The organism is Olavius algarvensis spirochete endosymbiont (assembly GCA_900608495.1).
Taxonomy (GTDB): Bacteria; Spirochaetota; Spirochaetia; order DSM-2461; family DSM-2461; genus UBA2779.
In genome coordinates, this window is sequence record UWYT01000139.1 from 14,928 (window position 1) to 28,441 (window position 13,514).

At 45.1% G+C, this 13,514-nt stretch carries 12 protein-coding genes; all 12 read right to left on the minus strand.

Translation table 11 applies throughout. The features are described from left to right. Window positions 1-2: 2 nt before the first annotated feature. A complete protein-coding gene (locus S1OALGB6SA_RS03600) occupies window positions 3-1,076 on the minus strand; it encodes an LptF/LptG family permease (protein WP_037560572.1) in 1,074 nt (357 codons plus the stop codon). A 2-nt stretch (window positions 1,077-1,078) separates the two neighbouring features. Further along, window positions 1,079-2,356, minus strand: coding sequence for an LptF/LptG family permease (locus S1OALGB6SA_RS03605; protein ID WP_037560571.1), 1,278 nt, complete (start codon window positions 2,354-2,356; stop codon window positions 1,079-1,081). Beyond that, the gene (locus tag S1OALGB6SA_RS03610) at window positions 2,343-3,443 is read right to left on the minus strand and encodes a ligand-binding sensor domain-containing protein (protein ID WP_195910282.1); all 1,101 of its coding nucleotides are present in this window, start codon (window positions 3,441-3,443) and stop codon (window positions 2,343-2,345) included. The genes S1OALGB6SA_RS03605 and S1OALGB6SA_RS03610 overlap by 14 nt, the downstream gene beginning before the upstream one ends. Window positions 3,444-3,583: 140 nt before the next feature. Then, window positions 3,584-4,045, minus strand: a complete 462-nt coding sequence (dut, locus tag S1OALGB6SA_RS03615) for a dUTP diphosphatase (protein WP_037560568.1) — start codon at window positions 4,043-4,045, stop codon at window positions 3,584-3,586. A gap of 36 nt (window positions 4,046-4,081) precedes the next feature. After that, complete coding sequence (gene pnp / locus S1OALGB6SA_RS03620; RefSeq protein ID WP_077067504.1) at window positions 4,082-6,238, minus strand: polyribonucleotide nucleotidyltransferase; 2,157 nt, start codon at window positions 6,236-6,238, stop codon at window positions 4,082-4,084. 12 nt (window positions 6,239-6,250) lie between these two features. Continuing rightward, entirely contained in the window at window positions 6,251-6,520 is a 270-nt protein-coding gene (rpsO, locus tag S1OALGB6SA_RS03625) for a 30S ribosomal protein S15 (RefSeq protein ID WP_037560567.1), read from the minus strand. Between the two features lie 243 nt (window positions 6,521-6,763). Further along, window positions 6,764-7,639, minus strand: a complete 876-nt coding sequence (gene truB, locus S1OALGB6SA_RS03630; protein WP_306766981.1) for a tRNA pseudouridine(55) synthase TruB — start codon at window positions 7,637-7,639, stop codon at window positions 6,764-6,766. Window positions 7,640-7,645: 6 nt separating this feature from the next. Next, entirely contained in the window at window positions 7,646-7,999 is a 354-nt protein-coding gene (gene rbfA / locus S1OALGB6SA_RS03635) for a 30S ribosome-binding factor RbfA (RefSeq protein WP_037560564.1), read from the minus strand. Beyond that, window positions 7,992-10,769, minus strand: a complete 2,778-nt coding sequence (infB, locus tag S1OALGB6SA_RS03640) for a translation initiation factor IF-2 (protein ID WP_037560563.1) — start codon at window positions 10,767-10,769, stop codon at window positions 7,992-7,994. Before infB ends, rbfA begins: the two co-directional genes overlap by 8 nt. Continuing rightward, window positions 10,769-12,256: a transcription termination factor NusA gene (gene nusA / locus S1OALGB6SA_RS03645; protein WP_037560562.1), complete on the minus strand. Its 1,488-nt coding sequence runs from the start codon at window positions 12,254-12,256 to the stop codon at window positions 10,769-10,771. The genes infB and nusA overlap by 1 nt, the downstream gene beginning before the upstream one ends. Window positions 12,257-12,271: 15 nt before the next feature. Further along, window positions 12,272-12,706, minus strand: coding sequence for an LSm family protein (locus S1OALGB6SA_RS03650; protein ID WP_081949776.1), 435 nt, complete (start codon window positions 12,704-12,706; stop codon window positions 12,272-12,274). A 113-nt stretch (window positions 12,707-12,819) separates the two neighbouring features. Then, the gene (locus S1OALGB6SA_RS03655; RefSeq protein WP_124032594.1) at window positions 12,820-13,470 is read right to left on the minus strand and encodes a ComF family protein; all 651 of its coding nucleotides are present in this window, start codon (window positions 13,468-13,470) and stop codon (window positions 12,820-12,822) included. Window positions 13,471-13,514: the final 44 nt, after the last annotated feature.

Sequence of the window (13,514 nt, forward strand, 5' to 3'; positions counted from 1 at the left end):
TTCTAAGTCTTCGCATGCCTGAACATCCACGCACCAAGCGCTAAAAAGCCCAGGTAAGGAATCACGCTTCCCGCTATTGGCGTGAGAATACCCAATTCAGATAGTAAGGTTGATATCATGCGAACTATGTACCATACGGAAGACATCGCAAGGCTGGCCAGCAGACTAACCAGCAAGATATTGCGCCGAAAACGACCGCCAAGGGCACCGGCGAACAATACAACTAAAAACGGTGTGAGCGCCATTGTGAAACGTTGATAGTATTTCGCTTGGTGCACTTTATAGGGCAACCCCGTTCTCTTATGTATCGCTATCCATGCCCGCGCTTCCTTTCCAGTCATCTCTTCAATTTCCCTCGTATCAAGTCGGAAGGTATCCGGATTCTCATTAATCAGCTCGTCGCTGTATTCCTCTCTCGAAACTTGTAGTATCTCTTCGTCTTCCCCGTAGTAATAGATTCTACACCCTTCAAGCTGCCACAACCCAGATTCATTCCAGGCCGCCTTCTGTGCATCTATCCGCTTAAAGAACTCATAATCCTCGTTCAGCATAATGACAGTTAAACCCGAGAGTGTGGAAGTTGAATCATCATAGTAATCCGCAACATAAATAACTCGTCCTCCCATGGATATAGCCACCGCATTCGAACGGCTTTTTGAATCCTGTTTTCCGAGGAGTTTATTGGAAATCATATTGCTCTTCTTAGTGATTGGTATCGCAACACGGTCTTCCAATATGAAGACTCCTGCACTCAGAACGACGGCCAGCGCCAACAGAGGTAAAACAAACCTCAACAACGAAACTCCTGATCCAAAAACCGCAATCAGCTCGTTTCTTGCGCCAAGGTTCCCAAACGCAAAAGCAGCCGCGAACATTGCACCGATAGGTATTGCAAATATCAAAGCTCTTGGAGCATACATGAAGCTTATTTGGATGGCCTGGCCAAATGGCACCTCAAGATTCAGGTATTGCCAAAGATTGGTAAAAATATCTGCAAGTACCAGTATGAGAGTGAAAAAAAGAACTCCGAGAATTAGAAAGGGGACAAACTCCAGAAGTAACAGTTTCTGAAACAACCTCAAGACTGCACCCGGCGCAAATAAAAGCCCACTCCTATAACAAGCAACACAATCTCAGGTGCTATCATCACAAGGAACGGAGAAGCATCAGTTCTCAATCCTAACGAGCGCCCTAATACAAGTAAGCTCCAATAGAAAGTTGTTAACAATAAACCAATGAAAAATCCCACTGCCCTGCCACTCCTTTTTGCCATCAAACCCAATGGAAAGGCCAGGAAAACGAATGGCAAGGAGGCAAACGGTATGGCGAATTTCTGATAGTACTCCAGCTTCCAGATTTGAATTGAATGATCTACAGGCAAACCTGCTTCAAGCTCTTTTATTCTTGAATAATCATTGGCTATATTGTTCTTGGTATTCTCTATCATGCCAGCCTTACCTCTGGCCAAGCTGAAATATTCCAGAGACAGCTCGTATTTCTGCCGCTCAATTCGCACTCCTTGTTCCTCAAAGCGTTTTCTCTGATTTTCCGACTTCTCCCTGATAGTATTGCGAACTGCCAAAATGCGCATGTATGCTGGATTCTCAGACTGATCAAAAATTGTCGACATATCACCCAGAAGGCGATAATCCATGTAATCAGCCCGTCCCCAGGTCCACTCATCAGTTCTAATTGAATTTGGGGTTAGTGATAAAACATCATGCATTCTGAAACCAGGAAATCCCCTTTTGTTATCCCTGATTGAGGGCGAAGCAAAACGCGCTATAATGGAGCTGAGATTCCCCGAATTGTCTCTCTCCACTATTATCATAGGATGAATACCGACATCGTCAATTGCGCCTGTAATAAAGGTTGTGTGACGAAATCTGCGAACCGAGTATTCTCCCAATTCCAACTCAGGGTACGTAAGACTGAGTTCCACCCAAAGCCGCTGAAAAGCCTTTGTGCCGGCGGGAAGGAGAAAATCATTTACACCGAACGATACTATGGAAATGGCGATTCCTAGAACCAAAACAGGCTGAAGAATTGCGGATTTCTTAACCCCGGCGCTCCTCATGGCCAAAATTTCGTTGTCGGAGGAAAATCGGCCGTAGGCCATTAGAGCTGCAGTCATTGTTGCAAATGGAGCAGACAAAGTTAGAAAAGAGGGGGTGGAGTACAGTATTAACAACAATACCGATCCTATCGGTATCCCCTTTGCCAGTATTCCCTGAGCCATCAACAAAAGCTGATTAAAAAAGAAAACCAGGAAGAAGAATTGAAAACTGACAAAAAAGGAAAATAGGAACTCGGATGCGATATATCGATTGAGAGTGTGATGCTTACCGAGTGTCATAGATATCGCCGGATATTTTGACAAGGCCTCCGCCCAGGGTTCCAGCCCATATATTCCCTCTGGTATCGACAGATAGACTGGTTACATCGACGGATGGCAATCCTTCGTCAATACTCAGTCTATCCCAAGTCCCATTGTTCAGATTCCAGCAGTTCAAGCCAGATCCAAAAGTACCGAAGAATAGTAATCCGTTCAATTCAGCTACTGATAGAACCCAAAGATCGCCTAGTTCTTCCAATCCAAACCACAGTACCTCGGAAGTCTTCGTATTCCAGATAAAAGCACCATCACCAAAGGTTCCCCCAACAATCCGATCACCAAATTTCGAAACAGAAGTTATGTTTGCCTCCTTAAGTGAAGCTGAAGGAGGTCGTATCCAAATGTTTTCCCTGGGTCTATATAAAAATAGACCCATGTTCATTGTAGTGACAATAAGTTCTTCATCGTCTCCTAATTCAAGTCTTGTTATAAACTTACCTGGATTAGGGATTATACTCCATTCATATCCTTCTTTTACCCAGAGTCCTTCTCCGAGCGTGCCAAGATAAACCTTGTTGTCAAGGATGCACAAATCCTGCAGACGTTCATTAACCGGCAAATCCTTTATAAGCTCCCAAATCCCCGATTCGATATCATATCTCTCTAAAACTCCATATCTTACAACCCAAATCGAGGCTTTATGTTTCCTGATTCGATTAACTGTCCGTATTGCCAGGGTTGGCAGGCCAGCATCCCACGGAGTGTAAGTTTGTAGAGGATCCGATAAGCGTGTTATGCCTCCTGTCCAGGTGCCAATCCAAACATCATCATTATCAGTAAGCAGCGCGGAAACATTCCCTCCCGCTAATCCCAGTTCCGATCCAGACCACTTTTCAGTGAACAAAAGCCCGCGCATGTACGCCCATTGTGATCTTTCCCATCCAGGTGATATCCGCTCTTTGTCAATTTTTCCAAAGAGTTGTTTTGCTTCTTTCCTCTTGTCTGTTTTCCACAAGGCGTCAATTTCCGTCAGCAGATAATCAAGCGGCATAGAAGCTTCCGCCGACGCATTGGCTTCTCGTATGTGTGCGGCAGATTCCGTTCTCATATCACGGTAAATTTCATCGACTGAATCTGAGATTACTGTATTACTTTTTTTCGATGTGTTACAAGAAAACAACAGTAAGGATGAGAACAGGAAAAAAAGCACACAGCTGAAGCGGCGTGCATGGAATAAGCGATTCAAATTCATTTCCCGGTTGAACCAAAGCCGGCAGCACCACGATTGCTGGGTGGAAGTTCCTTAACTAGCTCAAAATTAGCGGTTGCAATCCTGCCGATAACTAATTGAGCTATTCGCTCTCCTGGTTCAATACTAACGACTTCTCTACCCAGATTGATAAGGATAACCTTGAGTTCTCCTCGATAGTCTGAATCAATCGTTCCTGGACTATTCAACAGCGTAACACCTTTATTGATTGAAAGCCCCGACCGTGGCCTAACCTGTCCTTCCCAACCAGCGGGAATTGCAACAGATATACCAGTTGGTATTAGACAGCGATCCCCCGGCTTCAGAAAAACAGGCGAAGTTAAGTCGGCCTTTAAATCAGCTCCTGCCGCAGACGAAGTGGCATAGTTTGGGAAAAGCTTGGTATTGCCAGTGAATTCCACAATCAGATTGTCAGCTTCAGCCAAAATTTCCCCCGACATCAATCTTGCAAATTGGCACGGCAAGCTATCAGTTACCTAACTTCTAGGTCTTCTAGGCGGAGGTGTTTTTTGTCGAAAGTTGCCGACACCAGACACAGGCTTCCAGTTCGGGTTGCCAACGTCCACGATACTGAGGTTGAATCGACCCATACGATCGACATCGATGAGCCTAACTTCAACTCTTTGTCCTTCTTTCAAAACAGCCTCGACGGAGCTGACACGTTGCTCTGACAACTTGGAAATATGACAAAGTCCCTCTTTCCCGGGAAGTATCTCGATAAAGGCCCCAAAATCGACGATTCTTTTCACGGTTCCATTATAGACTTTCCCAACTTCAGGGTCTTCTACGAGCGCTTTCACCATATTCAAAGCAATCTCCGCGCCACTTCTCCCATCCCTTGAAAATATCGTTATCGCACCTTGATCATCAATGTTTACCTTTGCCCCCGAAGTTTCACTAATATTGCGAATATTCTGGCCCCCGGGGCCAATAATAGTTCCGATTTTGTCAATGTCGACATTATATGTCAGAACAATGGGAGCGTATTCACTAATTCTCTCAGATGGTTTGGAAATAGTCTTCAGCATTTCATTCAAGATATGCAAGCGGCCTTCACGAGCCTGTTCCAATGCATTTCTTATAACATCCAGGCCTATTCCAGTCACCTTAATATCCATCTGAAAGGCAGTGATACCAGCTTCGCTTCCCGTCATTTTGAAGTCCATATCACCCATGTGATCCTCTTCGCCGAGAATATCTGAAAGGATAACGTTTTTCCCGTTCTCTTGAATCAGTCCCATGGCAATGCCCGCTACTGGGGCCTTAATAGGAACACCGGCCGCAAGAAGAGACATGGTTCCACTACAGACACTCGCCATTGACGAGGATCCGTTGGACTCGGTAATTTCCGATACAACTCGCACCGTATAAGGGAATTCTTCTTTCGTGGGAAGAACCGGTTCAATCGCTCTTTGGGCCAGATGCCCGTGTCCAACCTCGCGACGTCCCGTTCCGGTTCGGCCGGTTTCTCCCACTGAATAGGGAGGAAAATTGTAATGCAACATGAAACGTGATCGCCTATCGCCATCTATGTCATCAAATATTTGCTCATCATAAGTACTACCAAGCGTAGCCACTCCAATTGACTGAGTTTCCCCCCTGGTAAAAAGCGCTGAGCCATGAACTCTTGGCAGAAATCCCACTTCGGTGCTTATCGGGCGAATCTCAGAGGGGGAACGCCCATCACATCTTTTTTGGTTATTCACGATGGATTGTCTCATGATGTTGGAATGAATCTTATCGAGTAAGGCATCGAAAATCATCCTGCCATTATCACCATGGGCCTCTATTTCGCTGGAAAACAATTCGACAAGCTTTTTTTTGACGTTCTTAGCTTTGTTTGCGCGAGTAATTTTATCCGGGAGAAAAACCACATCTTTGAGCATGGACGTCGCTTTTTTCAAAACCTCATCCTCAAAGCTAAGAGGAGGAAGTTTATCGGGAATCGAGAGTTTCTTTTTGCCCGCCACAGACGCGAAATCCGACATGTATTTACAAAGTTCCTTCAATACATTTTCAGCATGCTCAAGCGCTTCAAGCATCTGTTGTTCCGAAATTTGGTTGGCGCCGCCCTCAACCATCACTATCCCGTCATTGTTGCCGGCAATGACAATATCAAGTTCAGATTCTTCAATCTGCTGGAATGTCGGATTAACGATGAATTTATTATCTACAGAACCAATTCTTATCGCCGCCAGGGGTCCGTTAAATGGTATATCCGAAACCTCTACCGAAGCAAAGGCTGCTATCATACCTAGTATATCTGGTGTATGAATTTGATCGGTTGATATGGCCATTGGTATAACCTGGATATCCCGGCCAAATCTCTTATCAAACAGGGGTCTCATCGGTCGGTCAATCAGCCTGGAAACCAGTATTTCCTTGTCTTTAGGACGGGTTTCACGCTTTATAAATCCACCGGGAATTTTCCCAGCAGAATAATAACGCTCATTGTAATCAACCATCAGCGGCACGTAATCCACACCCTCTGTTGTCTCAGCACCGCAACATGCCGTGGAAAGCACAACCGAGCCCCCATAACGTGCTAAAACTGAGCCATTTGCCTGTTTCGCTATTCTTCCTGTCTCAAGAATTAAATCTTCCCCGCCAATTCGAAAACTTGATGTATACATTCTTTTCCTGCTCTATTTTCTAAGTCCAAGCCTGGATATAAGCGTTCTATAGTTCTCAAGATCGGCATGCTTGAGATAGCGAAGAAGTCGTCTGCGCTGTCCAACCATCTTCAGCAGCCCACGCCTGGAGGCGTAATCTTTCTTGTGCTTATCAAAGTGAACTTGTAAATCCTCGATGCGCTTCGTAATAAGAGCAATTTGGACACTGGTAGAACCCGAATCTTTCTTATCTTTGCCGAAACCCGTTATTATAACAGCTTTATCGTCCTTTGTGAGAGGCATGTTTATTCCTCGACTTCCGATGTTAAATTGTTTATGGTAAAAAATACCACTTACCGACCGAACATACGCGATCGAAATTATTCTCTCGATACCCGGATGTGAAACACCAGAAGTATCAATTACAGCTAGCCTCACTGTCAGAAACCAAGGTACCTCATCAAATGGCCCGGGTCAAGATGTCATTTATAGAAGCCTCAGTCAAGACAAGCGAAGCGTCTCAAGAATATTGGCTCCAATCCGGCATTAAAACACAATACGATAGGCTAACTGTCCCCTCTTGATATCCAGCATTGCAAGCGCTTCTTTATCGGAGCTTATGCAAAGCGTTGGTGCTTCAATCTTCGGGAGCCATCGTTTGAGTCGATTCAGAGATACTCCCATTCTCAGTTTTTCAGCCACTTCATCCGGAAGCAACACGGTTGGAATTCGAACAAGCTGTGCAAGCTCAACTGGGCCATATCCATTTGTTTTGTCAATTCGATCTGGTTCCATCGCATCTCGAACTGAGAATGGTCCAATAGAAAGACGCCTTAGAGAGTAGCAAAAAGCCCTGCTGTCACAAGCAATGCCTATATCTCTGCTCAAAGATCGAACATATGTTCCCGATGAACAGCGTATGTGAACTCGAAGATTCGGTGGGGTCCATTTTATTATCCTAAATGAATATATCCGGATGCTTCTCTTCGGGATATCAACTTCCAATCCTTCTCGTGCCAGTCTATAGGATCTATCGCCATTGATTTTAACCGCCGAAAATGCAGGTGGTGTCTGTATTATATTTCCGGTATAATTATCCACAATTCTCTTGATAGTGTGAAAGTCGGGAACTGGAGCCTCGGCGACTACTTTTCCTTCAACATCAAGCGTATTGGTTTCAACCCCGAAGCGGATAACAGATTCGTAATCTTTGTCCATTCTCGAGAATAAGTACGCCGCCTTGGTTAACTTACCCGAAAGGACAACGAGAAGACCCGTTGCAAAGGGATCCAGAGTGCCGGCATGACCAACTTTTGCTGTTCCAAGCGTCCTCTTAAGATTGTCAAGCGCCATGAAACTCGAAATCCCGACTGGCTTATCTAACAGGAAAACTCTGGAATTTGAATTCAATTGGATTAACAACCTCGATTATCTGTCTAACACAGCCCTGTCTATGAGTTTACTGACTGTGAATCCCTCTCGAATTGAATCATCTGAAAGAAATCGAAGTTTTGGGGTTTTCTTCATGTGAATTTCCCTACCGATTCTGGACTGAATGAATCCTGCCGCATTATTCAGTCCAATGACCGCTCTCTGGGTAGCTTGTTCACCTCCAAAGGAACTCACCCAAACCCGGGCTGATGAGAGATCCTTCGCAACCTTGATTCGCGTGAGTGTCACGGTGGAGTCTACCCGGGGATCCTTCACATTCCCTGCAAAAATCAGGAAACTCACCTTTTCACGAATTAAGCTCTCCACTCGTTTCAAGCGGATATCATTCATCGCTTGCTTGAACTCCCAATTTTTTGGCTACCTCTGCTATTTCGAAAACCTCTATGATATCGCCTACCTGTATGTCGGAATAGCCTTCAAGTCCTATACCGCATTCGTATCCTTCTTTTACTTCTTTTGCGTCCTCTTTGAAACGGCGCAGCGAGACAAGTCCACCTGTATGCAGTACAACGCCCTCGCGGACAAGGTGCACCTGACTCTTCCTATTCACGCTGCCGGACATAACCATACATCCGGCGATGGTTCCAATTCTGGGAACCTTGAAAATTTCTCTGATTTCAATCCGGCCGACCAGGCGCTCCTCCATATCAGGCTTTAGCATACCCTCCATGACATTCTTGATATCTTCCACGGCATCATAGATTACGTTGTATTTTCGGATTTCTACCTTCTCACGCTCAGCTATCGTGAGTGCCTTGGTCGTCGGCCTAACATGAAAACCAATAATAACGGCATCCAGGGCAGCTGCAAGATTTACATCGTCTTCGATAATTGCGCCCGCAGCTGCACGGATACAAACAAGTCGTATCTCATCAGTACTCAAGTCCTCCAGCGTGTCTTGCAACGCTTCAACCGAACCATGTACATCTCCCTTGATAATTATCCGAAGTTCCTGAACGTCACTGTCCTGTATTGAATCGTAGAGATTATCAAGAGTAATCTTCTTCACATTCTTGGCAGTTTCCATTTTCCTAAGCTCTTGCCGCTTGCCACCATATTGACGAGCTTCCTTCTCATTTTCTGTTACCTGAAAAGGATCGCCAGCATCCGGAATGCCCGAAAATCCAAGTATCTCCACAGGCATGGATGGCGTGGCTTCTTTAAGCGGTAAACCTTTGTCGTTGAACATGGCTCGCACTTTCCCGTGGTATATTCCAGCAAGAAAGGCATCGCCAACTCTCAAAGTTCCATTTTCTACCAATACCGTTGATACAATTCCCCTACCCTGGTCTATCTTGGATTCAATTACTTTTCCCTCGGCTTTGCGAATCCAATTGGCCTTTAGCTCGAGCATTTCGGATACGAGTATTGCGACATCGAGGAGGTTGTCGATGCCTTCGTTTTTCAAAGCAGATATTTCAACAAATTGGGTGGATCCACCCCAATCTTCCGGAATTAAGTCATACTCAGATAGTTGTTGTTTTACCATATCCGGATTTGCTTCGGATAAATCCATTTTATTGATGGCTACAATTATCGGAGATTTGGCTTCTTTTGCATGTTTTATTGCTTCCACGGTTTGCGGCATCACACCGCTATTTGCAGCCACGACTAGAACTACCAAATCGGTAATTTGAGCTCCCCGTGCTCTCATCATGGAAAATGCTGAATGTCCAGGAGTGTCGAGAAAGGTTATATTCCCCTTTCTCGTGTGAACCATATAGGCTCCTATATGCTGTGTAATGCCACCATGCTCCTTCGATATAACATCCGCGCTCCGAATCGCATCGAGCAGTTTTGTTTTGCCATGATCGACATGTCCCATCACAGTGACAATGGGAGGACGTTGAGTCTGATCGCCCTCGTCATCGGATTCAGAAGTAATAATTGTCTCATCATATAAGCTGACGATATTGACTTTGCACCCATACTCATCTGCCAAAATTGTCGCCGTCTCCGCGTCAATCTGCTGATTAATTGTTACCATCATGCCCATACTCATCAGTTTCGAAATGAGGGCTGAAGCCCTTAGATTCATTTTTCTGGCAAGTTCCGATACCGTTATCACTTCCATCATATCAATCTCTTTGGGCACTGGATTAGACTGCGTTATTTGTTTTTTCTTTGAATACTGATAGATTTTTTCCTGTTCCTCGCGGTGTTTGTCGTAAATTTTCTTTGCTTTGTAGAACGACTTACCTCGATTGGGGGGTGGAGAACTCGCTGGTGAATTTCTATAAGCGCCAACTCCCCCGATAGATCTGCCAGTTCCTCCACTTCCAATCCTTGTACCGGTCCGTACCGGGGTGCCCGTCCCCCTCCTGCCACCTGGTGTACGATTCTCTGATTGTCTAAAAGATTTACCTGGCACATAATTCCCAGCACGACCCGTTCCCCCAGCACTGCCACGGTTGTATCCTACACGGTTGAAAGAGCCATTTCTCTGCCTATTCTCAGTTCGCACGGCTGGACGCCTACTGTAGTCTCCATCTACACGCCGCCCGGATACTATACCGGCCCTGCCTCCAATTCTTTTAGACTCGTAAGTTTGTATTCCGTTGATGTTCTTCATTCCACGAGGGGGAGATGCCACTGTATCCTTACCGGATCCGATTTTTTCGGAGCTTATTCCAGCAGCTTCAGCACCATAACTTGCATTCCTCGGGCTCTTTTCAATAGCAACTCTAGTCTGTTCTGTTTTGTCTGCGGTTCTGTCCAATTTTCTATCGCCTGTGATACCGGTATCATTCGACGCCGCAGAACGTCCGCTGTTTCTGGTGGCACCCGATACGGACAACCTCGATTTTTGCGAATCTTGCTCGACAATGGGGGGGGCTTTTTTGTCTAATTCGCCCTCTCTCACCGTGATTTTCTGAGTATCTGAAAATTCGGCTTTCTCAATGCGGTTCAAACCTACGCCCCCAGTCCTCGAAGCAGAAGTAATTTTGGATTTGACAACAACTTTTTTCTTCTTCACTACCAACACCTTTTTCTTCTCGGTGTCGGTCAAATTCTCCTGTATCGGAGGTTTTAGAACCTCTGCTTTCCTATGCTTTATCAGAGTGGCTTTTGGTTTTTTTTTGTCGGATTTTTCCACCATCAACTATTTTCCTGCTCTTCGACTTCTTCAACCACAAAACTCAGGCCAACGCCACAGTTTGGGCAGGTTGACATATCTGCAGTGATCGCCTGCTTGCAATCGGGACATTCGTAAGTATCTGCCTCCTCTCCTCCAGTCTTATCAACTACCTCTTTTGTTTGCGTAACCTCATTCTCGCCTTCTTCTATTATTTCTACGTTATCATCAATGATTTTCCGAATCTGTTCAACATCAGAGAGAGTCAAACCTGTAAGGCCTTCAAGTTCTTCGGCTGTTAAATTAACAAGTGTTTCTATCAATTCTATGCCATTTTCTTTCAGTACCGAAACAAGACGGTCGGAAATATCCGGCAGTTCGCTGATTTTCGTTATTTCTTCATCCCCAGAATCAATTCCACTAAACAGGTCTGAAGCAACTCGGGAAGCCTCTTTTGAGATATCCATTTCGGAAAATTGTGCTTCGGTTTTGACATCGATATTCCAATCGACCAGCCTATTGGCCAATCTAACATTCAGCCCCTGTTTGCCGATTGCCAGTGAAAGCTGTTGTTCGGGTACAATCACGAGTGCCTGTCTCTTTCTGCCGTCAAGAATGATGACACCTTGAACCTCCGCAGAACTAAGCGCATTTTTAATAAACACGACCGGATCGCTATCGTACTTCAGAATATCTATCTTCTCACCTTCAAGCTCCCGAACAATGGACTGTATTCTGACACCCTTAAGCCCAACGCAGGCGCCGACTGGATCGACATCCTCGCGGGTTGAATATACCGCCACTTTGGTTCTGAAGCCTGGTTCCCTTACAATCTTGAATATCTCGACCGTTCCATCGTATATTTCTGGCACTTCCAGTTCGAATATTCTTTTGACGAATTCACCATGAGAACGAGACAGTATTATTTCCAATCCCGTGAGGCCTTTTTTCACCTCGGCGATCATTGCCTTGATTCTATCACCATGATGATATTCTTCCCTTGGTGATTGAAACCGACGCGGCAGTATCCCTTCAGTCTTTCCTAAATCAACAAAAATTGTCCCATTCTTTTCGCGTTGGAAATAGCCGATTATCATTTCTCCGACTTTGTCTTTGAATTCAGAATAGAGCGTATCTTTTTGGATTACTCTAAGACTCTGACGGGCCTTCTGCTTGGCACTCTGAACCGCCCCCCGATCGAAATCCTTGGGATCTATCTCAATCAACAGCTCATCACCCACTTCACAGTCCTCATTAAGGTCCAAAGCGTTTGAAAGCTCTATTTCTGTTACTGGATTGTATAAATCATCATCCTCAACTATGACTTTTTTAGCAAAAATTGAAACACCGCCTTCAGGGCCCAAAAACTTGACAACGGCATTTTCAGACGTCCCAAAGGTTTTTTTATATGCAGCAATCAGGAATTCCTCAATCGTGGCCAAAACCAAATCTTCGGTGATTCCCCTTTCGGCTTGTATCATTTTTACCAAGTCAGCAAAATCGGAATTCATTTCCACACCTTCAACTTACTGCCAGTTACTTAGCTTAGCCTTTTTGATTTGTTTTATTGGAATTGCGAGTTCACCAGTTTCCGTTGCAATCATAACACTCAAGTTGTTAGCTTCCTTGAGCATTCCATGAATCCATCTTCCCTCATGCAATAACTTCATTTGTTTTCCACGGAAAATTTTGTATTCGCGTGGATGCTTTATGGCACGCGTTAAACCAGGTGATGTGATTTCCACTATAAGATTTTCCCTGTTAAATTCTATTTCAAGCCTCGGACGGAGTACTTTCTGAGCCTGGACGAGATCATCGAGATTGATCCCCTCGTTCTTGTGGAGCACAAGATTTATTTTTTCACCCCTCTTGTGGTGTTCAATGGACATTTCGACAAGTACAAATGCCATTTGTTCCACGATTTCAGTGATGGATTCCTCCAATGTAGGATTTGCACGCATAGCAACCTGGAAAAAGAAACCTCTATGTGGGCCCTTTACTCATAAAGAAGCAACTCTGAATACTTATGAGGCAGACTAGCAGTTCCGACAATGATAGTCAAGTGATTTCGAGGCTAGTCCTTACAAACTGCCAGTGCATAAACCCTTTGTACCCCCGCCGATTTAAGCACTCGGGCGCATGCATTTAAGGTTGCGCCGGTTGTACTTACGTCGTCCAGAAGAACTGTTTCGTTATAAGTGCTATTGGCCTTCGATTTGAGTTCGTACTTAAGTGCCAACGCTTGTAAACGCTCGTCGCGATTCAAAGACTTCTGAGTCTGGTTGCCTTTGCGCTTCAGCAATCTTAAAACCTGAATTCCTTTCTTCTCCATCCAGCATGCCATCTCATTCACCGGATCTATTCCGCTGTAAAAAATGCGTGCCTTTCGAGGCGGAACCGGTACAATAGGTATTCCAGCCCAGTTCTCGCTATAGATTTCAAGAAGCTTATCTGAGAGCCAACAGGCCATCCTTGTATCGCCACCATATTTAAGGGCAGAAAGCCATTCACGTAAAGGACCGCTCCAGTTCCCCACTGTCCTCAGCATATCCAAAGTGGGTGGATTGCTTCGGCACACAAGGCATGGATTTCTGCTTCCCGCCAAATCAACGCTACAGTACTTACAGGTATCCGGATTAAACCTGGAAACCTTGTTGCTGCAATCGGTACAGGGCGTGAAATACGCGGGTGTATCAGCGCCGCATAGCGGACAAATACAATTCACAATGGACACTGGCTGCGATAACCATGGAATTGTCTTTTCTGCTT